Raw genomic sequence first — 20,609 nt, forward strand, 5'->3', positions numbered from 1 at the left:
ACACGGGTGGGGTTCGTCAGGAGTGTCGGCTCGGGTCTACGCGCGCCGCATCGGTGAGATCGCCGGTCTTTACGATTCAAGTAACCCGCCAGTAACGTCAATTGTGTGGTGACTCCGGTGAACCCCCCGCCTCTTCCCCGCACTTCGCCACCGCCGCACCCGGCGTCCGAACTCCCCGAGGGCGTCCGCGTACGGGTCCTGCACGCCGTGTACGGCGACGCTCGCGCCGCCGCCGAACTCGCGACCCGCCTCACCGACCGCCAGCGCTCCGGCCTCGACCCGCTCCCCACTCAACCCGCTTCGCAGGCACCCCGGTTGCTGCGGGCGCTGCGCGCCGAGCTCCGCGCGCTCCCCGACGACAGCCGCCTGCTGCTGCTCCTCGCCGCCGCCGACCAGTACCCGCTCGCCACCCACGCCTTCCTGCGCGCCGTCGCCGCCGCCCGCCTCGACACCCGCCCCCTGGAGGCCGCCGAGGCCGCCGGCATCGCGCACGCCGGTGCGGGCGGCGTCGTCTTCCGCGACGCCTGGACCAGGATCGCCGCCTACGAGGCCGGGGCACCGTCGGACCGGCGCGAGGTCCACCGGCTGCTCGCCCGCGTCCTGAACGGCGACGGCGAGACACCGCGCCGCTCCTGGCACCGGGCGGCGGGCGCCCTCGGACCCAGCGGCCGGCTCGTCGCGGAGCTGGACGCGGCCGCCGGACAGGCCCGCGCGACCGGACGGCTCACGCTCGCCCGGGCCCTGTCGGAACGCGGCGCGGCACTCTGTCCCGACCCCGCCCGGCAGGCCCGTCTGCTCACCCGCGCCGCCGTCGACGCCTGGCAGTCCGGCGACGCCGACCGCGCCCGCGGGCTGCTTCGTGCCGGGACGGCCGACGACACCCTCACCGGCCTGTTCGCGCTACGCGCGGAGAACGCCACAGAGGCCTTCGACGCGCTGCTGACGGCGGCGGCCCGGGACGCTCGTGCCGACGATCCCGCTCACGGCACCGACTCCCCGTCCGCGCCCGCCGTCGCGGCCCGCCTCCCCGCCGCCGCCCACCTCCTCGCCCGCGCCACCGAGGCCGTCATCTACACCGGTGACCTGCGGCGATGTCGGGAGGCAGCTCGGGTCGCCGATCGGCTCGGGATCGAACCGCCCGGGGCGCTCGGTGGACTCGTCGCCGCCGTGGAGGGGCGCTACGAGGACGCGCGGGACCTGCTGGAGGCGGCGGCCGGACGCTGTGGACCCGGAGGCGACCCCACCCTGCTCCTGCACGCCGGCATCGCCGCGCTCATGCTCGGCGACCACGCCCGCGCCGCCACCGCCACCGTGCGCGCGGCCGCCTCCGCCCGGACGCGGGGCGCGACCGCCACCGTGGCGCAGGCCATGGAGTTCCGCGCCTACGCCGACTTCTGGACCGGCCGCCCGGACGCCGGCGCGGCCGCCGCGACGGACGCCCTCCGGCAGGCGTACGCCTCCGGCCAGGACAACGGCGCCTGCCATCTGCAGGCCGCGCTCGCCATGTACGCCGCGGTCACCGGTGCCGCGGACGTCTGCCGCGAACGGGCGGCGGCCGTACGGTCGTACGCCCTCTCCCGGGGCCTGGGCCTGCCCGCCGCGCTCGCCCAGTGGGCGCTGGCCTTCCTCGACCTCGCGGAGGGGCGCTTCGCCGGCGCCGCGGCCCGGCTGCGCGCCCTCGCCGGATTCGGCCCCGGCCACGGTCACCGCGCCATCCGGCACCTGGCCACCCCGCACTACGTGGAGGCCGCGGTCCGGACCGGCGACACCCGCGTCGCCCGGGCCGCGCACGCCGACTACGACCGCTGGGCGACGGCCGTCCGCAGCCCCGACGAACTGGCCCTCAGCGCCCGCTGCCGCGCCCTGCTCGCGCCGGGCGCCGAGGCGGTCGACCTCTACCACGAGGCCCTCGACCTGCACGCCCGCGGAACCCGCGACTTCGAACGCGCCCGGACCGAGCTGCTGTTCGGCGCCGCGCTGCGCCGACTGCGCCGCCGTACCGAGGCCCGCGACCGGCTGCACAGCGCCCTGGAGGCGTTCGAGCACTTCGGCGCCCCGCACTGCGCGGTCCAGGCCCGCGCGGAACTCCGCGCCCTCGGCGCTCCGGCCGCCCCGGAGCGGACCGACGAGGGCCCCGGCGGCCGCCTGACCGCGCAGCAGCTGGTGATCGCCCGCATGGCGGCCGACGGCGCCACCAACCGGGAGATCGCCACCCGCCTCGCCCTCAGCCCGCGCACGATCGACCACCATCTGCGGGGCGTGTTCGAACGGTTGGGGATCCGCTCACGGATCGACCTGGTGAGACTGCTCGCGGACAGTGATCCGTAGGGCCCTTGGGCCGCACGGCGACCTGACGACAGGACCGCTAGGAAGCCTGACGCCCCCGGAACACCTCCGCGTCCCAACTGCCGTTCAGCCGCGGGGCCAGCCAACCCGGCGCCGCGGCACGGAAGTCGGCGGGGTCGAGCGCTCCCGCGCCCATCGGCAGGGCGCCCAGCAGCGGGGCCGCGGCGACGTCCGGCAGGTCCGTGACGTTGCAGCGCATCGCCAGGTCCGGCGAGTCGGGCCAGCCGCCGATGACGACACCCAGCAACTCCACGCCACGGGAGCGGAGTTCACGGGCCGTCAGCTCCGTCGTGTTCAGCGTGCCCAGCCCTGCCGTGGCCACCACCAGCACCGGCGCGCGCAGCAGCTGTGCCGCGTCCGCCAGGGTGCCGCCCGCCTCGTCGAACCGGACGAGCAGCCCGCCGGCGCCCTCCACCAGCACCAGGTCGTGCTCCGCGGCCAGTTTGCCGGCGGCCTCGGCGACGTCCTGCGGGCGCACCGGGGTCATACCGGCCCGCCGTGCCGCCGTCGCCGGAGCCAACGGCTCGGGATAGCGCGCCAGTTCGGCCGTCGTCACGGCTCCCGCGAGCCGCGCGACCTCGTCGGCGTCCCCGCGCTCGTCCGGTCGTACGCCCGTCTGCGCGGCCTTGAGCACGGCCACGGAACGCCCTGCCGCGACTGCCGCCGCGGCCACGGCCGCCGTCGTGACGGTCTTGCCGACCTCCGTGCCCGTGCCCGTGATCACCAGTACCGGCATGTCATCCCTCCCGCGCCGCGGCGCAGACCGCGCGCGCGATCCGTGCCACGTCCCCGTCCCCGGTGACGTACGGCGGCATCGTGTAGATCAGGTCGCGGAAGGGCCGCAGCCACACGCCCTCGCGCACGGCCGCGTCGGTGGCCGCCTTCATGTCGACCGCGTGGTCCAGCTGGACGACCCCGATGGCACCCAGGACGCGGACGTCCCGCACCCCGGGCAGCTCGCGCGCCGGCGCCAGCCCCTCCCGCAGCCCCGACTCGATCCGCTTGACCTCCGCGAGCCAGTCCTGGCCCAGCAGCAGCTCGACCGAGGCGCAGGCGACGGACGCCGCGAGGGGGTTGCCCATGAAGGTCGGGCCGTGGGCGAGCACCGGGACCTCGCCCCGGGAGATGCCGTCGGCCACGCGCGCGGTGCACATCGTCGCCGCCATCGTCAGGTAACCGCCGGTCAGCGCCTTGCCGACGCACATCACGTCCGGCGTCACCGCCGCGTGCTCCGCCGCGAACAGCGCGCCCGTGCGGCCGAAACCGGTGGCGATCTCGTCGAACACGAGAAGCACGTCGTGCGCGTCGCACGCCTCGCGCAGCACCCGCAGATAGGCGGGGGAGTGGAACCGCATCCCGCCCGCGCCCTGCACCACCGGCTCGACGATCACCGCGGCCAGCTCGTCGGCGTGCTCGGCGATCGCCGAGCGCAGCGACTCGGCGTACGCCTCCTCGTACTCGGCCGGAGGCGCGTCGACGAACACCTGCCGGGGCAGCACCCCCGTCCACAGCTCGTGCATCCCGCCCTCGGGGTCGCACACCGACATCGGCTGCCAGGTGTCGCCGTGGTAGCCGCCGCGCCAGGTCAGCAGGCGCTGCTTGCCGGTCCGGCCCAGGGACCGCCAGTACTGCAGGCACATCTTCACCGCGACCTCGACAGACACCGAACCGGAGTCGGCGAGGAAGACGTGCTCCAGGCCGTCGGGCGACATGTCGACAAGGAGCTTCGCGAGCCGTACGGCGGGCTCGTGGGTGAGCCCGCCGAACATCACGTGGCTCATCCGGCCCAGCTGCTCGCGCGCGGCCTCGTTGAGCACCGGGTGGTTGTAGCCGTGGATCGCCGACCACCAGGACGACATGCCGTCGACCAGCTCGCCCGAACCGTCCGCCAGGCGCAGCCGCACCCCGCTCGCGGCCTCGACGACGAGCGGTTCGACCCGTCCGGGCATCGGCCCGTACGGATGCCACACATGCCGCCGGTCGAGCTCCAGCAGCTCGGAGACGGGCAGGTCAGGCATTGGGCGCGAGGTCCGTTCCGGCACCACGCCGACGTACGGCGACCAGGTCGGTGCGGGGCTCGTTGGCCGCCGGCACGGCAGCGGCCGTACCGCACACCGCGGCGCCCTCGTGCGACCCGCACCCGGCGCCCTCGTGCGACCCGCACCCGGCGCCCTCGTGCGACCCGCAGCCGGCGTCCCCGTGCGACCCGCAGCCGGCGTCCCCGTGCGACCCGCAGCCCCCGCCCGCGTGCACCCGGTGCTCGGGCAGGGTCACCTGGTCGGCGCCCTCCACCTCGAAACCGGCGTCCGCGATCATCTCCAGGTCGGCCTTGCCCGCCTGGCCCTCGGTGGTGAGGTAGTCGCCGAGGAAGATCGAGTTGGCCAGGTGCAGGGCGACCGGCTGCATCGAGCGCAGATGGACCTCGCGGCCGCCCGCGATGCGCACCTCGATGTCGGGGCAGACGAAGCGGACCATCGCCAGGATGCGCAGACAGCGCTGCGGGGTGAGGTTCCACTCCTCGGCCAGCGGGGTGCCCTCGACCGGGATGAGGAAGTTGACCGGCACCGAGTCCGGGTCCAGCGCCCGCAGCGAGAAGACCACGTCGACCAGGTCCTCGTCGCTCTCGCCCATGCCCGCGATCAGGCCGGAGCAGGCGGACAGACCCGCCGCGTGCGCCTTGTTCACGGTGTCGACGCGGTCGGCGTAGGTGTGCGTGGTCGTGATGTCGCCGTACGTCGACTCCGACGTGTTGAGGTTGTGGTTGTAGGCGTCCGCGCCCGCCTCGCGCAGCCGCTCGGCCTGGCCGTCGGAGAGCAGACCGAGGCAGGCGCACACCTCGACGCCCTCGTTCTGCTCCTTGATCGCCTTGATGGTGCCCGCGACCCGGTCCACGTCACGGTCGGTCGGACCGCGCCCGGACGCCACCAGGCACACCCGCTTGGCGCCGCCCGCCAGACCGGCAGCGGCGGCCTCGGAGGCCTGCTCCGGCTTGAGCCAGGTGTACTTGAGGATGCCGGTGCTGGAGCCGAGCCGCTGGGAGCAGTAGGAGCAGTCCTCCGGACAGAGCCCTGACTTGAGGTTGACGAGGTAGTTGAGTTTCACCCGGCGCCCGAACCAGTGCCGGCGCACCTTCCCGGCCGCGGCCACCACATCGAGCACGTCGTCGTCGGAAGTGGCGAGGACGGCCAGAGCTTCCTCGCGGGTCGGCAGCTCGCGCCGAAGCCCCTTGTCCACCAGCGTGTTCAGCAGGTCCATGAGAGCCGATCCTGTCCTACGGAGCCGCTCCGGGCCAAGGAGAGATTGAACAAGACGTGCGCTTCGACGTGTGGGTATTGCCACATCATGGGGTGCGGACGGTCCGGCTAGTGTCTGTCCACTGCCTACAAAAGCACCCGGAGGAGTCATGGCGTTCGGCTGGATCGACGAGCAGGCGGAGCTGCGCCGCCGAGCCGGGCTCGTACGGCGGCTGCGTCCGCGCCCGGCCGACTCGCCGCTCCTCGACCTCGCGAGCAACGACTACCTGGGGCTGACCCACCATCCCGAGGTCGCCGAGGGCGCGGCCGAGGCCGCCCGGACCTGGGGTGGCGGCTCCACCGGCTCCCGCCTCGTCACCGGTACGACGGAACTGCACGCCGAGCTGGAGCGGGAACTGGCCGACTTCTGCGGCTTCGAGGCGGCGCTGGTCTTCTCCTCCGGCTACGCGGCCAACCTCGCCGCCGTCACCGCGCTGGCCCCGCACGGCTCGCTGATCGTCTCCGACGCGGGCAACCACGCCTCGCTGATCGACGGCTGCCGGCTGGCCCGGGGCGGCACGCAGGTCGTGCCCCACTCGGACCCGGAGGCGGTGCGCAAGGCGCTGCGGACGCACGACGGCCCGGCCGTCGTCGTCTCCGACACGGTCTTCTCGGTCGACGGGGACGCGGCCCCGCTGGCCGCGTTCGCCGCCGCCTGCCGGGAGCGGGGCGCGGGTCTGCTGGTCGACGACGCGCACGGGCTCGGCGTCCTGGGCGACGGGGGCCGGGGTGCCGCGTGGGCGTCGGGCCTCGCGGGCGACGCCGACGTGGTCGTGACGGCCACGCTGTCCAAGTCGCTGGGCAGTCAGGGCGGAGTGGTGCTCGGCCCGGCCAAGGTGATCGAACACCTGGTCAACGCGGCCCGGACGTTCATCTTCGACACGGGTCTGGCGCCCGCGGCGGCGGGGGCGGCCCTGGCCGCGCTGCGGCTGCTGCGCCGCGAGCCCGAGCGGGCGGCGCGGGCACGCGCGGTGGCGGCGGAACTCCACGCGCGGCTGACCGCCGCGGGCCACGAGGCGGTGCGTCCGGACGCCGCGGTGGTCTCGGTGCGCGCGCCGTCCCCGGAGGGGGCCGTGCGATGGGCGGCCGACTGCCGTTCGGCAGGCCTCGCCGTGGGCTGCTTCCGTCCTCCTTCCGTTCCCGACGGCATCTCACGGCTCAGGCTGACCGCCCGCGCGGACCTCTCCGGGGCACTGATCGAACACGCGGTGAGGGTGATCGGCGAGACGCGACCATGAGTCGGCGTGACACGGCAGTGTGCCGCGCGATCACGGACTGATCAGGACCGGACGACCGTGAGGAAGCCCGCCCAGCTCTCGGGGGAGAAGAGCAGCGCGGGCCCAGCGGTGTCCTTCGAGTCGCGCACCGCGAGCAGTCCGGCCCACGGGCCGGAGTGCGGCAGTGCCGTCTCGACGCAGTTGTTCGCTCCCGTGCTGTAGCTGCTGCGCAGCCACCGCACGCCGTGCACTTCGGTGCTGGAAGGTACGTTCCGAGGCAGAGCTGACATGGTGCCTCCTTACGCGCCGTCAAACTGTCGCGGCGATGTAATCCAACGAGTCCTCGGGTGAAAGGGCGTGAATCCGAAGGGCGTTGAAGGCCTGTGTATACGCCTCCAGGTCTTCTTTCCGTTCGAGGTAGAGGCTACTCGTCAAGTGGTCGAGAACAACCACGTCCAGATCAGAAGTGCTCGAAAATGAGAAGATTACGAAAGGGCCTGTGACGCCGACATGTGCCCCGGCAGCGAACGGCAGTACCTGAAGCCGCACTTGGGGCAGACGGGCCGCTTCCAGAAGCCGTTCCCGTTGCCGTGCCATGACGTCCGGACCGCCGATCTCCCGGTGCAGAACCGCCTCGTCCAGGACCGCTGCCAGCCTCAACGGCGGATCCGAACGCAGTACGTCCTGCCGGGCCAGCCGCACCTCGACCAGAGCGTCCAGCCGTTCGTCGTCCAGTCCGTCGACCGCCGCCCTGGTGACCGCACGCGCGTATTCGGGCGTTTGCAGCAGACCGGGCACGACGGACGTCTCCAGCGTGCGCATCGCGCTCGCCTGCGACTCGAGGCTGATGAAGTCTCGATAGGTGGGCGGGAGAATTCCGCGATAGGCGTGCCACCAGTGGTGCCGCCCGACGCCCTCGTCGGAGCCCGCCAACACCAAAAGCAACTCGCGCAGTTGGGAGTCCGCGACGGCGTAGGCGTCGAGAAGTAACCGCACATCGGCCGGTTTCACCCCGCTGGCGCCGGTCTCGATCCGGCTCACCTTGGACTGGTGCCAGCCCACGAGCCGGGCCGCCTCGCCACTGGTGAGACCCGCCCCCGTGCGCAGGGCGCGCAGTTCGGCGCCCAGCTTGCGGCGGCGCACCGCGGGACCGTTCTGCATGCGGTACTCCTTACTCCTTCCGGGGCGCCCAAATACGGTCTCAGGTCGTAGAGTTCACCGTTTTGAGCGACAGATATATGCATATCTTGGTGGATCGCCACCCGTGACCGTCGCGGTAATGGCAGTCTGGCGAAGAAGCACCAGTCCGGGACCGTACTCGAACCATCCGCTCCATGTCGGACTCCGGTCCCGCGGGAAAGGGACGACGTCGTCATGGCAGACCACCTGGAAGCATCCGTCACTCTGCCGAGCGAGCCGGCCTCGGTCTCCGCCGCCCGCGGCTACGTGGTCACCACACTGGTGGAATGGGGTCTGCCCGCCCACACCGAGGCGGCCGAGACGATCCGCCTCATTGTCTCCGAACTGGCCACCAACGCGGTACAGCACACCTTCGGGCAGTCTCCCACCTTCACGGTGGACCTGCGACTGGAGCGTGACGAGCAACTGCGCATCGGCGTCACCGACAGCCATCCGCGCTTCCCCAAGCGGCTCCCGGCCGCGGTCCAGCAGGACAACGGACGGGGCATGGTGATCATCCGCTGGCTGGCGGCCGAGTGCGGCGGCAGGCTGCGAGTGCGGCCCACGAGAGAGGGCGGCAAGACGGTCTCCATCGAACTGCCGTGGACCGTTCCGGCCCAGCCCGTCACGGCGGGGCAGCAGGAGCCGTGAACCAAGACGCCCAGGCGCGATGCGCCTGGGTGCGGAATGTGGAGCCCCGTGGGGGTGACGGCAGGTCAGGAGGCCGCCGCCCCCACGGGAGAGTCAGCTGACCCGGCCGTACCAGACGCTGCGGGTCCAGATCTTCTGGAGCTTCACGACGTCCCCGGTCTTCGGGGCGTGCCAGATCTTCCCCTTCCCGGCGTAGATGCCCACGTGGTAGACGTTCGATCCCGAGTGGAAGAACACCAGGTCTCCGGCCTTGCGGTGGCTCGCGGAGATGTGGTGGGTCTTGTTGTACTGCTGGGCCGCCGTTCGAGGCAGTGTCTTGCCGGCCTTCTTGAACGAGTACAGCGTGAGCCCTGAGCAGTCGAAGCGGCGCGGTCCGGTGGCGCCCCACTTGTACGGGGATCCCTTTTTGGACGCCGCTACCTGAAGTGCCTTCGTCGCCGTCGTCGCGGCCGAGGCGTCGGCGGCGACGCCCGGGATCACGACGGAGCCGCCCACGGCGGCGAGGGTGAGAGCCGAGGCCGTGCCGGCCCGGACCATCAGCGACGGGACACGATTGAGCGCAGTCATGCGCAACCCTTCGTCAGCCGCCTGTGAAGGATGACCTGTCGGATTCGGGCTGGCGAAGTTGCCCGGCCGCATGCGCGGCTTCACCCCAAGGGCTGCTCGGAACGGTCATGGCGTGACCGTGCCGGCGACCCGTCGTGCTTGGGTCCTCCACTCCTGCCGATCCACTCCTGTCGACCGGTCATCCAGGCGGCGGCAGGACTCGGCGTCCGCCCGGATCGCCCCGCCGCTGCGGCGGGGGCTTGTCGTCAGACAGGGATCTTGACTCACGGATGTCCGAAAATCCCAATGGAATCGGGGATTTGTGGCGTTACTCACCACTCACCCGTTCGGGTGGACACCCTGTTTTTCGAACAGCCGTCGCGAGTCCGAGGAGCCCCGGACCAGCGGCGGAACGTCCCATTCCGCCCCTCGGCTACGCGTGTTGCGCAACCGGAGGGGTCCCGAAACAGCAGCCGCGTCTACTCCAAAAGGGGGTACGCCGTTTGGTGCGTTTCAGCCTCGGTCCGGACGCTCGGATCAACTGTCGGACCGCGGCGGCACGATGACCCGCGCCGTGCGCCGCTCACCGTCCAGCACCCGCATGGCCCGGCCCAGCGTGGGGGCGTGCAGTTCGGTCTCCCCCCGCTGGTGCATCAGCACCAGGGCGTCGCGCAGTTCGGCCGCCTTGGTCACCAGCGCCTGAGCCGCGCGCAGTCCTCGGTACGTGTCACCGTGGTGCGCGGGGTTGATGCGGCCGAGCAGGTCGACCACGTCGAGGTAACGGTCGATCAACTCGCCCTCGGCACGCGTGAGGGCGGGCAGCGGCGGGAGCTCGGGTGGAAGCACCGGCCGCTCACCTCCCCGTGGGTGGCGCGAAGGTGGACCTGCGGCTGGGGACGATCCGGTCCACCAGCCCGTACTCCACGGCCTCCCGGGCGTCGAGGATCTTGTCCCGCTCGATGTCCTCGGCCACCTGCTCCCGGGACCGCCCCGTGTGCCGCACCAGCATCTCCTCCAGGCGGGACCGCAGCCGCGACAGCTCGTCGGCCTGGATGGCCAGGTCGCTGGCCTGTCCCTGCACCGGTTCGTACAGCGCGGGCTGACGGAGGACCATGCGCGCGCCCGGCAGCGCGGACCGCTTGCCCGGCGTCCCCGCCGCCAGCAGCAACGCCGCCGAGGAGCCCGCCTGCCCCAGACAGATCGTCTCCACGTCGCAGCCGACGTACTGCATCGTGTCGTAGATCGCCGACATGGCGGTGAACGAGCCGCCCGGGGAGTTGATGTACAGCGAGATGTCCCGGTCCGGGTCCTGGTACTCGAGGTGCATGAACTGCGCCATCACATCGTTGGCGGAGGTGTCGTCGATCTGCGTACCCAGGAAGACGATCCGTTCCTCCAGCAGCTTCGAGTACGGATCCATCGTCTTGTGCCCGAAGCTCGTGCGCTCGGTGAACTCGGGCAGGACGTAGCGGGCGGACGGTCGGGTCATGGCGTACCCCTTCTCGCGGCAGCGCGATCTCTCGCCGGGCTGTCTCTGTAAAAAATGTACAGGATGTACGTGACGTTATGATGGGGGTATGGCCTACGAGATTCCGGTGACGCAAGCCAGGGCTGAGCTCGCCGATCTGATCAACCGGGTGGTGTACGGCGGCGAACGCGTCGTCGTGACACGGCACGGCAAGCCCCTCGTCGCCCTCGTCTCCGCCGCCGACCTGGAACGGCTCGAGAAGCTCCAGGAGCCCGACGAGGAGCAGGTGATCAGCTCGGTGTCGAACGTGCGCGACGTCGCGTCCGCTCCCCGCGAACAGCAGCGCTTCGGCATAGCGGCGCACCACCGCGGGACCGGGGCCTCCTAAGCGCCGTTACCGGGCCCTCCTGGACGCCGTTACCGGGCCCTCCTGGACGCCGTTACCGGGCCCTCCCGGACGGCGGGACCGGGCCCTCCTGGACGCCGGGACCGCGCTCCGGTGACGGCCGCCCGTATACGTTTAACGTGTTTGAAATCCCACCCAACTAGCCTGCCCATCCACGCCACCAGGGATTTTGCCCCGTGGCCGCGGCAACCGGGCCCGCACGGTCCGGAGCGAGACTGTGAGGTGGGACGTGCAACTGACCCCGCACGAGCAAGAGAGGCTGCTCATCCATGTGGCGGCCGACGTGGCGGAGAAGCGCCGGGCCCGGGGGCTGAAGCTCAACCATCCCGAGGCGGTCGCCCTCATCACGTCGCACATCCTCGAGGGCGCCCGGGACGGCCGCACCGTCGCCGAGCTCATGGCCTCCGGACGCAAGCTGCTCACCCGGGACGACGTCATGGAAGGCGTGCCCGAGATGATCCACGACGTCCAGGTCGAGGCCACCTTCCCCGACGGCACCAAGCTCGTCACCGTCCACGACCCGATCGTCTGACGGGGGAGGCGCCGTGATTCCCGGAGAGATCCTCTTCGCCGAGGACCCGATCGTCTACAACGCGGGCCGCGAGGTTACCCGCCTGACCGTCCTCAACGCCGCCGACCGGCCCGTACAGGTCGGCTCCCACTACCACTTCGCCGAGGCCAACCCCGGCCTGGACTTCGACCGCGCCGCCGCCCGCGGCAAGCGGCTCAACATCGCCGCCGGTACGGCCGTGCGCTTCGAGCCCGGCATCCCCGTCGACGTCGAACTCGTCCCTCTCGCCGGCGCCCGTGTCGTGCCCGGCCTGCGCGGGGAGACCGGAGGTGCCCTCGATGCCTGAGATCTCGCGTGCCGCGTACGCCGACCTGTTCGGCCCGACCACCGGAGACCGCATCCGGCTCGCGGACACCGATCTGATCGTCGAGATCGAGGAGGACCGTTCCGGCGGGCCCGGGCTCGCCGGTGAGGAGGCGGTGTTCGGCGGCGGCAAGGTCATCCGCGAGTCCATGGGCCAGTCGCGTGCCACCCGCGCGGAGGGCACCCCGGACACGGTCGTCACCGGCGCGGTGATCATCGACCACTGGGGGATCGTCAAGGCCGACGTCGGCATCCGGGACGGCCGGATCACCGGGATCGGCAAGGCGGGCAACCCCGACACCATGGACGGGGTCCACCCGGACCTGGTGATCGGCCCGGAGACCGAGGTCATCGCCGGCAACGGGCGCATCCTGACCGCGGGCGCGGTCGACGCGCACGTGCACTTCATCTGCCCGCAGATCGCCGACGAGGCGCTGTCCGCCGGTGTCACGACGCTGGTGGGCGGCGGCACGGGCCCGGCCGAGGGCTCCAAGGCCACGACGGTCACGCCCGGACCCTGGCACCTCGCGCGCATGCTGGAGGCGATGGAGCAGTACCCGCTCAACATCGGCTTCCTCGGCAAGGGCAACACCGTCTCGCACGAGGCGATGCTGTCGCAGATCCGCGGCGGCGCGCTGGGACTGAAGCTGCACGAGGACTGGGGCTCGACCCCGGCGGTCATCGACGCCTCGCTGACGGTGGCCGACCGGACCGGCATCCAGGTCGCCATCCACACCGACACCTTGAACGAGGCCGGGTTCGTCGGCGACACCCTCGCCGCGATCAACGGCCGCGGCATCCACGCGTACCACACCGAGGGCGCGGGCGGCGGGCACGCGCCCGACATCATGACCGTCGTCTCCGAGCCGCACGTGCTGCCGAGCTCGACGAACCCGACGCGGCCGTTCACCGTCAACACCGCCGAGGAGCACCTCGACATGCTGATGGTCTGCCACCACCTCAACCCGGCGGTGCCGGAGGACCTCGCCTTCGCCGAGTCGCGCATCCGCCCCTCGACGATCGGGGCGGAGGACATCCTGCACGACCTGGGCGCCATCTCGATCATCTCCTCCGACTCCCAGGCCATGGGCCGGGTCGGCGAGGTCGTCCTGCGGACCTGGCAGACGGCGCACGTGATGAAGCGGCGGCGGGGGGCGCTGCCCGGCGACGGCCGGGCCGACAACCACCGGGTACGCCGGTATGTCGCCAAGTACACGATCAACCCGGCCCTCGCGCAGGGACTGGCCCGCGAGATCGGCTCGGTGGAGACCGGGAAGCTCGCCGACCTGGTGCTGTGGGAGCCGGCGTTCTTCGGCGTCAAGCCGCACCTCGTGATCAAGGGCGGCCAGATCGCCTACGCGCAGATGGGCGACGCGAACGCCTCCATCCCGACGCCGCAGCCGATCCTGCCCCGGCCGATGTACGGGGCGATCGGGCGGGCGCCCGCCGCGAACTCGTTCAACTTCGTCGCCCCGCTCGCCGTCGAGGACGGGCTGCCGGAGCGGTTGCAGCTCGGGAAGCGGTTCGTGGCCATCGAGTCGACGCGTGGGGTCACCAAGGCCGACATGCGGGAGAACGACGCGCGGCCACGCGTGGAGGTCGATCCCGACAGCTTCGCGGTGCGCATCGACGGCGAGCTGGTCGAAGCCACGCCCGCCGCCGAACTGCCCATGGCCCAGCGTTACTTCCTGTTCTGATGTCCAGGGCGGGGCTTCTCGTGCTGGCGGACGGCCGGTTTCCCGCCGGAGGGCACGCGCACTCCGGCGGGGCCGAGGCCGCGGTGAAGGCGGGCCGGATCACCGGGGCCGCGAGCCTGGAGGGCTTCTGCCGGGGACGGCTGCACACGGCCGGCCTGGTCGCGGCCTCGCTGGCCGCGGCCGCCGTACTCGGCGCGGACGCGGGGGAGTTGGACGCGGCCGCGGATGCCCGGACGCCGTCTCCCGCGCTCCGTGTCGCCGCGCGCAGGCTGGGCCGGCAGCTGACGAGGGCCGCCCGTGCCACCTGGCCGTCGGACGAACTCGACTCCCTGGCAATGCGGTTCCCGAAGGGCGCCCATCAGCCGGTGGTGTTGGGGCTGGTGGCCCGGGCGGCCGGTCTGGAGCCCGTCGACGCCGCCCACTGCGCTGCGTACGAAAGCGTGAGCGGGCCGGCGAGTGCCACGGTGCGGTTGCTGAGCCTCGATCCGTTCGATGCCACCGGGGTGCTGGCCCGGCTGGCGCCGGAGATCGACCGGGTGGCCGATCGGGCGGTCGAGGCGGCCCGGAGGGTGCTCGACGAGGGAGTCGACGCGTTGCCCGCCGGGTCCGCGCCGCTGCTGGAGATCGGCGCGGAGGTCCACGCCGCCTGGGCCGTGCGGCTGTTCGCCTCGTAGTCCCTCACGTCCCGAAGACCGTAGGAGTCACCCCATGCATCTCGACCATTCCCACGACGGCCCCTCGGCCGTCAGTGCCGACGCCCGTCGTCCCGACGGGGCGCGGCGGGCCCTGCGGATCGGGCTCGGCGGTCCCGTCGGCTCGGGGAAGACCGCGACCGTCGCCGCCCTCTGCCGGGCGCTGCGCGAGGAGTTGTCCCTCGCCGTCGTGACCAACGACATCTACACCCGGGAGGACGCCGACTTCCTGTTGCGGGAGGCCGTGCTGCCGCCCGAGCGGATCGCCGCCGTGGAGACGGGCGCCTGTCCGCACACCGCCATCCGGGACGACATCTCCGCCAACCTGGAGGCCGTCGAGGATCTGGAGGACGAGGTCGGGCCACTGGACCTGATCCTGGTCGAGTCCGGCGGCGACAACCTCACCGCGACCTTCTCCAAGGGGCTCGTGGACGCGCAGATCTTCGTCATCGACGTGGCGGGCGGCGACGACATCCCGCGCAAGGGCGGGCCGGGGGTGACCACCGCCGATCTGCTCGTCGTCAACAAGACGGACCTGGCGCCCCATGTGGGTTCGGACCTCGGGCGGATGGCCGCCGACGCGAAGGCGCAGCGCGCCGAACTGCCCGTCGTCTTCCAGTCGCTCAGAAGCGACGGCGGCGTGCGGGACGTGGCCGCGTGGGTGCGGGCGCAGCTTGCCGCCTGGACGGCGTGAACGTGGGCGGGGTGCGGGCCACCGCACGCATCCGGGCGACGGCGGACGGGCGGGGCGGCACCTCCCTGCCCGTGCTGGAGGGGGACGGACCGCTCGCCCTGCGGCGGACCCGGGGGAGCGGTCGCGAGGCCCGCGTGATGCTCGTCGGGGCGATGAGCGGGCCGCTCGGCGGGGACCGTTTCCGGGTCGAGTGCGGCGTGGAGGACGGGGCCCGGCTGCGGGTCGGATCCGCCGCCGCCACCATCGCGCTGCCCGGCCAGGTCAAGGGCGAGGCGCGGTACGACGTCCGGCTCGACGTGGCCGACGGCGGCGAACTGGTGTGGCTGCCCGAGCAGTTGATCTGCGCCGGTGGAAGTGACCTGCGGGTCGCCACCCGGGTGGAGGCCGGCGCCGGCGCTCGGCTCGTGTTGCGCGAGGAGCAGGTGCTCGGGCGGGTGGGGGAGGAACCCGGGCGGCTCGGCAGCCGTCTCACCGTTCGGGTCGCGGGGCGTACCGTGCTCGATCAGGAGCTCGGGTGCGGGCCCGGAGCGCCCGGCGGCTGGGACGGGCCCGCCGTGCTGGGCGGCTACCGGGCGGTGGGTCAACTTCTCGTGGTACGACCGGAGTTCGGGAAAGAACCGGTGCCGGCCCGGGTGCTGGGGGAGGGGGCGGTGCTCGCGCCACTGGCCGGGCCCGCCGTGCTCGTGAGCGCCGTCGCCGCGGACGCGCTGCGCCTGCGCCGCCTGCTGGACGAGGCGCTGGCCGGGCTGGACGCGTGACGTTCCGCTGAGCGGGACCGCCCTCACCGTTTATCGGAATGGTAAAGAAGGTCAACAGCCTCTGTTCTCAGGCAGCCCACAGCCGCAAGGATCCCTCTGTCAATCGAACAGATGGAGGGGGAGGTCCCACTTGAGGGGCAACAGAGCGAAGAGGCGTACGACGACGCTCGGTTCGGCGGGAGTGCTCGTGACCGCGACGCTGATGGCCGGGGCCGTCGCGGCGCCCACCGCCGGCGCGAGCACGGGGCACGGGCAGGACCGCGAGGCCCGGGGTGCCGCCATCGCCGCCGAGCGGGCCGCCAAGGCGGGCATCGACTGGCAGGACTGCCCCGCCGACTGGGGCTTCGCCAAGCCCATCCAGTGCGGCTGGGTCAGCGTCCCGCTCGACTACGCGCACCCGTACGGCAAGCAGCTCAAGCTCGCCGTCGACCGCATCGGAAACACGGGGACCAAGGAGGAGCGCCAGGGCGCCCTCGTCTACAACCCGGGCGGTCCCGGCGGGTCCGGCATGCGCTTCCCGACCCGCGTCACCAACAAGAACCCGATCTGGGCCAACGCGGCCAAGGCCTACGACTTCGTGGGCTTCGACCCGCGCGGCGTCGGCCACTCGGCGCCCATCTCCTGCATCGACCCGCAGGAGTTCGTCAAGGCGCCCAAGATGGACCCGGTGCCGGACAGCGAGGCCGACAAGGCGGCCCAGCGCAAGCTGGCCCGCGAGTACGCCGAGGGCTGCGCCGAGCGCAGCGGCAAGGCGGTGCTCCAGCAGATGACCACGCCCAACACGGTGCGCGACCTGGACGTCATCCGTGCCGCGCTGGGCGAGAAGAAGCTCAACTACCTGGGCGTCTCCTACGGCACCTACATCGGCGCCGTCTACGGCACGATGTTCCCGGGCCACCTGCGCCGCATGATCGTGGACAGCGTCGTCAACCCCTCCCGCGACAAGATCTGGTACCAGGCCAACCTGGACCAGGACGTCGCCTTCGAGGGCCGCTGGAAGGACTGGGAGGACTGGGTCGCCGCCAACGACGCCGCCTTCCACCTCGGCACCACCCGCGACGCCGTCCAGGCCAAGTGGCTCCAGCTGCGCGCCACCGCCAAGAAGAGCCCCATCGGCGGGGTCGTCGGCCCGGCCGAGCTGATCTCCTTCTTCCAGAGCGCCCCGTACTACGACTCCTCGTGGGTGCCGATCGCGACGGTCTTCAGCAAGTACGTCGCCGGCGACACGCAGGCGCTGGTCGACGCCGCCGCCCCCGACATGTCCGACACCGCGGGCAACATATCCGCGGAGAACGGCAACGCCGTCTACACGGCCGTCGAGTGCACCGACGCCAAGTGGCCCACCAGCTGGAAGAAGTGGGACCGGGACAACACCGAGCTCAACAAGAACTACCCGTTCATGACCTGGGCCAACGCATGGATGAACCTGCCGTGCGCCACCTGGCCGGTCAAGCAGCAGACGCCCGTGAACGTCAAGACCCACAAGGGCCTGCCGCCGGTCATGATCGTGCAGTCCACGCATGACGCCGCCACCCCCTACGACGGCGCCGTCGAACTGCACCACCGCTTCAAGGGCTCCCGCCTGATCACCGAGAAGGACGCGGGCTCGCACGGTGTGACCGGCCTGGTCAACCCGTGCATCAACCAGCGGGTGGACACCTACCTGCTCACCGGGCAGCTGGACACCGCCGACGTGACCTGCACCCCGCACGCCACGCCCAAGCCGTAGGCGCCGGTCGTACGGAGCAAGGGGCGGCCGGAACTCCTCCGGCCGCCCCTCTCGTCATGCCCCGCAGATCAACTCAGCGGCGCCCGAGGGAACTTGCGCTCCTTCCCGCCCTTCGCCTCCGCCTCCTGCGCCTTCGCGACGGCCGCGTACTCGTCGACGTACTCCTGCTCCGAGAGCGACAGGATCGCGTACATGATCTCGTCGGTGACGGCGCGCAGGATCGCCTTCTCGTTCTCCATGCCGGCATAGCGGGAGAAGTCGAGGGGCTTGCCGAAGCGGATGACGACCGGGTGGAGGTTGGGGATGACCTTCCCCGGCGGCTGCGCCTCGAAGGTGCCGATCATCGCGCAGGGGATGACCGGGACCTGCGCCTTGAGCGCCATCACCGCCACACCGACCTTGCCCTTGTACAGGCGCCCGTCGTGCGAGCGGGTGCCCTCGGGGTAGATGCCGAGCAGTTCGTTCTTGCGCAGCACTCCCAGGCCCTCGCGGATGGCGGCCTGGCCCGCCTCCTTGCCGGTGCGGTCGACCGGGATCTGCCCGGCGCTGCGGAAGAAGGCCGCGGTGAGACGGCCCTTGACGCCGGGACCGGTGAAGTACTCCTTCTTCGCCAGGAAGGTGATGCGCCGCTTGAGCATGGCCGGCATCAGGAAGTGGTCGGAGAAGGACAGGTGGTTGCCCGCGATGATGGCGGGGCCTTCGTCCGGGACGTGTTCGAGCCCTTCGATGCTGGGCCGGAAGAACAGTCTCAGCAGGGGTCCCAGCAACACGTATTTGAGCACGTAGTAGAACAAAGGGGACGCTCCTCACTCCGGCGGATCGCCTCGGCCGCCGCGTTCCAGCAGGTCAACCGGCGTGTCGTGGGGCTGCCAGTGTATGTGCAGGCGCAGTTCGCCGGAACACGGCGGACACCGTGTCGCGGCGTGGGGAACGCCTGCCCGACCAGCCTCGTGTCACTGATCGACACGAGGCAAGTCGATCGCACCTGTTTGGCGTGATCTTCTTGCGAAAAACTCCGCGCGCCGACCGTGCCGCCGGCGATACGGTCCCCAAATGCTCGATGAGGACGGCTACTTCGGAGAAGAGATCGCCGCCGGCTACGACGCCTCGGCGGCCGACATGTTCCGCCCCGAGACCGTCGGACCGGTGGTCGACGTGCTGGCCGGGCTGGCCGGTGACGGCAGGGCACTCGAGCTCGGCATCGGCACCGGCCGGATCGCGCTGCCGCTGGCACGTCGCGGCGTGCCCGTGCACGGCATCGACCTGTCCCGCGCGATGGTGGACCGGCTGCGTGCCAAGGAGGGCGGCGCGGACATCGGGGTGACGATCGGGGACTTCGCCACGACCCGGGTGGAGGGCGAGTTCTCCGTCGCCTACCTGGTCTTCAACACGATCATGAATCTGACCACCCAGGACGCTCAGGTGGAGTGCTTCCGCAACGTCGCCCGGCACCTCGGGCCCGGCGCCTGCTTCGTCGTCGAGGTGATGGTGCCCGAACTGCGCAAGCTGCCGCCCGGGCAGAACGCCGTGCCGTTCCACATCGGCGAGACCAAGTGGGCCTTCGACACCTACGACCTCGCCACCCAGGCCATGAGCTCGAACTACGTCACCGTCGTCGACGGACGCGCCGAGCACTGGTCCATCCCGTTCCGCTACGTGTGGCCGGCCGAGCTGGACCTGATGGCCCGGCTGGCCGGAATGCGGCTGCGCGACCGCTGGGAGGACTGGACGCGCACCCCCTTCACCGGCGACAGCCCGAGACATGTCTCGGTGTGGGAGAAGCCCGTCAACTGACCGGTGCCACGCGCCTCACAGCCGTACGATCACCAGCGCCGTGTCGTCGGTCGCTCCGCCGGGCGGCAGCAGTTCCAGCAGGACGGCGTCGGCCACGGACTCGGCGTCCAGGTCACGGTGGCGGACGAGGGACTCCGCGAGGCGGGTCAGTCCGGTCCCGATGTCCTCGTGGCGGCGCTCGACGAGACCGTCGGTGTAGAGGGCGAGGGTGGCGCCCGCGGTGTAGATCGTGGACGCCTGGGGCCGCGGGATCGGGTCGGGGCTCGCGTCGAGCGGCGGGTCGGTGGCCTGGTCGAGGAACTCCACCCGGCCGTCGGCGTGCACGAGGACCGGCGGGGGATGGCCGGCGCTGCTGTAGTTGATGGTGTGCTCGTCGAAGTCGATGAACGTGGTGACGGCGGTGGCCGACTCGGCGCCGTTGACGACGTGCGCGTACCGGCCGAGGACGTTCAGCGCCTCCGCCGGCCCCGCCGCGACGCGTGAGGCGGCGCTCAGCGCGCTGCGCAGCTGGCCCATGACCCCGGCGGCGGCGAGCCCGTGGCCGACCACGTCGCCGACCGACACGCCGATGCGGTTGCCGCCGACCAGCTTGACGATGTCGTACCAGTCCCCGCACACGTTCAGTGCGCCGATCGCGGGCCGGTAGCGCACGGCGGCCCGGCGTTGGCCGACCTGCCGGCAGCCGGGCAGCATCGCCTCCTGCAGGGCGAGGGCGACCTCGCGCTCCCGGGCGTGGGACTGGCGCAGCCGCTCGTTGAGCTCCTGCAGTTCCCGGGCGCGCGTGTACAGCTCGGCCTCCAGGACCCGCGCCCGGCTGCCGCTCGGGCCGCCGCGGGCCTTGATCAGCTCGGTGACCTCCTCCACGCGGTGTACGAGCAGCACGACCTTGCCTTCCTCGTCGAGCACCGGGGCGTTGACCGGGCTCCAGTAGCGCTCCTGCCATTCCCCGGGGCGTTCGGGGTCCTCCACGTCGTAGCGCTGCAGGGCCATCGCGTCGCGTTCGCCGGTGTCCAGCACCCGCTGCAGCGATGCCGCCAGGTTGCGCATGCCGGACGCGGCTCCGTCATTGGGGTTGTCCGGGAAGACGTCGAAGAGGTAGCGCCCGACCACCTGGTCGCGCCGGCGCCCGGACACCCGCAGGAACTCCTCGTTGGCGTCCGCGTAGACGAGGTCGGGCGTCAGCAGGGCCACCATCCCCGGCAGGCACTGGAACACCCCCGCATAGTCGATAGCCGCATCGTTCATGGCTTCCGCCTCACCGCCGG

The 20,609-nt window shown here is 71.9% G+C and carries 22 protein-coding genes and 1 riboswitch; of the genes, 12 read left to right on the forward strand and 10 right to left on the reverse strand.

All coding sequences use genetic code 11. The features are described 5' to 3' along the window. Positions 1 to 108 precede the first annotated feature (108 nt). Entirely contained in the window at positions 109 to 2,328 is a 2,220-nt protein-coding gene (locus tag ACQF4J_RS38470; protein ID WP_427168669.1) for a LuxR C-terminal-related transcriptional regulator, read from the forward strand. A 37-nt stretch (positions 2,329 to 2,365) separates the two neighbouring features. Here ACQF4J_RS38470 and bioD read toward each other — a convergent pair whose 3' ends face one another. The 3 genes from bioD to bioB are packed head-to-tail and all read right to left on the reverse strand — an operon-like array spanning position 2,366 to position 5,601. Further along, positions 2,366 to 3,082: a dethiobiotin synthase gene (bioD, locus tag ACQF4J_RS38475; RefSeq protein WP_351802683.1), complete on the reverse strand. Its 717-nt coding sequence runs from the start codon at positions 3,080 to 3,082 to the stop codon at positions 2,366 to 2,368. 1 nt (position 3,083) lies between these two features. Beyond that, the gene (locus tag ACQF4J_RS38480; protein WP_351564760.1) at positions 3,084 to 4,364 is read right to left on the reverse strand and encodes an adenosylmethionine--8-amino-7-oxononanoate transaminase; all 1,281 of its coding nucleotides are present in this window, start codon (positions 4,362 to 4,364) and stop codon (positions 3,084 to 3,086) included. Further along, entirely contained in the window at positions 4,357 to 5,601 is a 1,245-nt protein-coding gene (gene bioB, locus ACQF4J_RS38485) for a biotin synthase BioB (protein ID WP_427167824.1), read from the reverse strand. Before bioB ends, ACQF4J_RS38480 begins: the two co-directional genes overlap by 8 nt. 148 nt (positions 5,602 to 5,749) lie before the next feature. Here bioB and ACQF4J_RS38490 point away from each other — a divergent pair, with 148 nt between their 5' ends. After that, positions 5,750 to 6,877 carry an 8-amino-7-oxononanoate synthase gene (locus ACQF4J_RS38490; RefSeq protein WP_351564765.1) on the forward strand — a complete coding sequence of 376 codons (1,128 nt, stop codon included), beginning with the start codon at positions 5,750 to 5,752 and terminating at the stop codon, positions 6,875 to 6,877. Positions 6,878 to 6,918: 41 nt separating this feature from the next. Here ACQF4J_RS38490 and ACQF4J_RS38495 read toward each other — a convergent pair whose 3' ends face one another. Together ACQF4J_RS38495 and ACQF4J_RS38500 are read right to left on the reverse strand one after the other, a co-directional pair. Then, positions 6,919 to 7,146, reverse strand: a complete 228-nt coding sequence (locus ACQF4J_RS38495; protein WP_351564768.1) for a DUF397 domain-containing protein — start codon at positions 7,144 to 7,146, stop codon at positions 6,919 to 6,921. A 19-nt stretch (positions 7,147 to 7,165) separates the two neighbouring features. Further along, a complete protein-coding gene (locus ACQF4J_RS38500) occupies positions 7,166 to 8,017 on the reverse strand; it encodes a helix-turn-helix domain-containing protein (RefSeq protein ID WP_351564776.1) in 852 nt (283 codons plus the stop codon). 213 nt (positions 8,018 to 8,230) lie between these two features. Between ACQF4J_RS38500 and ACQF4J_RS38505 the strand changes: the two genes are divergently transcribed. Beyond that, a complete protein-coding gene (locus ACQF4J_RS38505) occupies positions 8,231 to 8,686 on the forward strand; it encodes an ATP-binding protein (RefSeq protein WP_351564779.1) in 456 nt (151 codons plus the stop codon). Between the two features lie 93 nt (positions 8,687 to 8,779). Here the strand turns inward: ACQF4J_RS38505 and ACQF4J_RS38510 are convergent, their stop codons facing one another. From ACQF4J_RS38510 to ACQF4J_RS38520, 3 genes are all read right to left on the reverse strand, one after another. Then, positions 8,780 to 9,253: a C40 family peptidase gene (locus tag ACQF4J_RS38510; protein ID WP_351564782.1), complete on the reverse strand. Its 474-nt coding sequence runs from the start codon at positions 9,251 to 9,253 to the stop codon at positions 8,780 to 8,782. Positions 9,254 to 9,256: 3 nt separating this feature from the next. Next, positions 9,257 to 9,452, reverse strand: a riboswitch (cyclic di-AMP (ydaO/yuaA leader). A 317-nt stretch (positions 9,453 to 9,769) separates the two neighbouring features. Beyond that, positions 9,770 to 10,078: a hypothetical protein gene (locus tag ACQF4J_RS38515; RefSeq protein WP_351564785.1), complete on the reverse strand. Its 309-nt coding sequence runs from the start codon at positions 10,076 to 10,078 to the stop codon at positions 9,770 to 9,772. 7 nt (positions 10,079 to 10,085) lie between these two features. Beyond that, positions 10,086 to 10,721: an ATP-dependent Clp protease proteolytic subunit gene (locus tag ACQF4J_RS38520; RefSeq protein ID WP_351564788.1), complete on the reverse strand. Its 636-nt coding sequence runs from the start codon at positions 10,719 to 10,721 to the stop codon at positions 10,086 to 10,088. Positions 10,722 to 10,809: 88 nt separating this feature from the next. On the opposite strand from ACQF4J_RS38520, the gene ACQF4J_RS38525 reads away from it, so the two are divergent. The 8 genes from ACQF4J_RS38525 (at position 10,810) to ACQF4J_RS38560 (ending at position 17,550) form a co-directional block, all read left to right on the forward strand. Then, entirely contained in the window at positions 10,810 to 11,088 is a 279-nt protein-coding gene (locus ACQF4J_RS38525) for a type II toxin-antitoxin system Phd/YefM family antitoxin (RefSeq protein ID WP_351564791.1), read from the forward strand. Between the two features lie 247 nt (positions 11,089 to 11,335). Continuing rightward, positions 11,336 to 11,638, forward strand: a complete 303-nt coding sequence (locus ACQF4J_RS38530; RefSeq protein ID WP_103838990.1) for an urease subunit gamma — start codon at positions 11,336 to 11,338, stop codon at positions 11,636 to 11,638. 13 nt (positions 11,639 to 11,651) lie between these two features. Beyond that, positions 11,652 to 11,963, forward strand: coding sequence for an urease subunit beta (locus tag ACQF4J_RS38535; protein ID WP_200699239.1), 312 nt, complete (start codon positions 11,652 to 11,654; stop codon positions 11,961 to 11,963). Then, a complete protein-coding gene (locus tag ACQF4J_RS38540; RefSeq protein ID WP_351564795.1) occupies positions 11,956 to 13,677 on the forward strand; it encodes an urease subunit alpha in 1,722 nt (573 codons plus the stop codon). The genes ACQF4J_RS38535 and ACQF4J_RS38540 overlap by 8 nt, the downstream gene beginning before the upstream one ends. Beyond that, complete coding sequence (locus ACQF4J_RS38545; RefSeq protein WP_427167825.1) at positions 13,677 to 14,351, forward strand: urease accessory protein UreF; 675 nt, start codon at positions 13,677 to 13,679, stop codon at positions 14,349 to 14,351. Before ACQF4J_RS38540 ends, ACQF4J_RS38545 begins: the two co-directional genes overlap by 1 nt. A gap of 34 nt (positions 14,352 to 14,385) precedes the next feature. Further along, positions 14,386 to 15,063: an urease accessory protein UreG gene (gene ureG, locus ACQF4J_RS38550; protein WP_351564801.1), complete on the forward strand. Its 678-nt coding sequence runs from the start codon at positions 14,386 to 14,388 to the stop codon at positions 15,061 to 15,063. After that, entirely contained in the window at positions 15,051 to 15,821 is a 771-nt protein-coding gene (locus tag ACQF4J_RS38555; protein ID WP_351564990.1) for an urease accessory protein UreD, read from the forward strand. The genes ureG and ACQF4J_RS38555 overlap by 13 nt, the downstream gene beginning before the upstream one ends. Before the next feature lie 130 nt (positions 15,822 to 15,951). After that, on the forward strand, positions 15,952 to 17,550 hold the full coding sequence (locus ACQF4J_RS38560; RefSeq protein WP_351564804.1) for an alpha/beta hydrolase: 1,599 nt from the start codon (positions 15,952 to 15,954) through the stop codon (positions 17,548 to 17,550). Positions 17,551 to 17,618: 68 nt separating this feature from the next. Here ACQF4J_RS38560 and ACQF4J_RS38565 read toward each other — a convergent pair whose 3' ends face one another. Next, on the reverse strand, positions 17,619 to 18,344 hold the full coding sequence (locus tag ACQF4J_RS38565) for a lysophospholipid acyltransferase family protein (RefSeq protein WP_351564807.1): 726 nt from the start codon (positions 18,342 to 18,344) through the stop codon (positions 17,619 to 17,621). Between the two features lie 259 nt (positions 18,345 to 18,603). Between ACQF4J_RS38565 and ACQF4J_RS38570 the strand changes: the two genes are divergently transcribed. Then, positions 18,604 to 19,344: a class I SAM-dependent DNA methyltransferase gene (locus tag ACQF4J_RS38570; protein WP_351564810.1), complete on the forward strand. Its 741-nt coding sequence runs from the start codon at positions 18,604 to 18,606 to the stop codon at positions 19,342 to 19,344. 15 nt (positions 19,345 to 19,359) lie between these two features. Here ACQF4J_RS38570 and ACQF4J_RS38575 read toward each other — a convergent pair whose 3' ends face one another. Beyond that, positions 19,360 to 20,589 (reverse strand): PP2C family protein-serine/threonine phosphatase, encoded by a 1,230-nt coding sequence (locus tag ACQF4J_RS38575; RefSeq protein ID WP_351564813.1) that lies wholly within the window; start codon positions 20,587 to 20,589, stop codon positions 19,360 to 19,362. Positions 20,590 to 20,609: the final 20 nt, after the last annotated feature.

This window comes from Streptomyces sp. C1-1 (assembly GCF_050214755.1).
GTDB lineage: Bacteria > Actinomycetota > Actinomycetes > Streptomycetales > Streptomycetaceae > Streptomyces.

Excerpts from the sequence above, each read along its gene's own strand:
- bioD (WP_351802683.1), bottom strand. The coding sequence starts at position 3,082 with ATGCCGGTACTGGTGATCACGGGCACGGGCACGGAGGTCGGCAAGACC.
- ACQF4J_RS38480 (WP_351564760.1), bottom strand. The coding sequence starts at position 4,364 with ATGCCTGACCTGCCCGTCTCCGAGCTGCTGGAGCTCGACCGGCGGCAT.
- bioB (WP_427167824.1), bottom strand. The coding sequence starts at position 5,601 with ATGGACCTGCTGAACACGCTGGTGGACAAGGGGCTTCGGCGCGAGCTG.
- ACQF4J_RS38490 (WP_351564765.1), top strand. The coding sequence starts at position 5,750 with ATGGCGTTCGGCTGGATCGACGAGCAGGCGGAGCTGCGCCGCCGAGCC.
- ACQF4J_RS38495 (WP_351564768.1), bottom strand. The coding sequence starts at position 7,146 with ATGTCAGCTCTGCCTCGGAACGTACCTTCCAGCACCGAAGTGCACGGC.
- ACQF4J_RS38500 (WP_351564776.1), bottom strand. The coding sequence starts at position 8,017 with ATGCAGAACGGTCCCGCGGTGCGCCGCCGCAAGCTGGGCGCCGAACTG.
- ACQF4J_RS38505 (WP_351564779.1), top strand. The coding sequence starts at position 8,231 with ATGGCAGACCACCTGGAAGCATCCGTCACTCTGCCGAGCGAGCCGGCC.
- ACQF4J_RS38510 (WP_351564782.1), bottom strand. The coding sequence starts at position 9,253 with ATGACTGCGCTCAATCGTGTCCCGTCGCTGATGGTCCGGGCCGGCACG.
- ACQF4J_RS38520 (WP_351564788.1), bottom strand. The coding sequence starts at position 10,721 with ATGACCCGACCGTCCGCCCGCTACGTCCTGCCCGAGTTCACCGAGCGC.
- ACQF4J_RS38525 (WP_351564791.1), top strand. The coding sequence starts at position 10,810 with ATGGCCTACGAGATTCCGGTGACGCAAGCCAGGGCTGAGCTCGCCGAT.
- ACQF4J_RS38540 (WP_351564795.1), top strand. The coding sequence starts at position 11,956 with ATGCCTGAGATCTCGCGTGCCGCGTACGCCGACCTGTTCGGCCCGACC.
- ACQF4J_RS38545 (WP_427167825.1), top strand. The coding sequence starts at position 13,677 with ATGTCCAGGGCGGGGCTTCTCGTGCTGGCGGACGGCCGGTTTCCCGCC.
- ureG (WP_351564801.1), top strand. The coding sequence starts at position 14,386 with ATGCATCTCGACCATTCCCACGACGGCCCCTCGGCCGTCAGTGCCGAC.
- ACQF4J_RS38570 (WP_351564810.1), top strand. The coding sequence starts at position 18,604 with ATGCTCGATGAGGACGGCTACTTCGGAGAAGAGATCGCCGCCGGCTAC.
- ACQF4J_RS38575 (WP_351564813.1), bottom strand. The coding sequence starts at position 20,589 with ATGAACGATGCGGCTATCGACTATGCGGGGGTGTTCCAGTGCCTGCCG.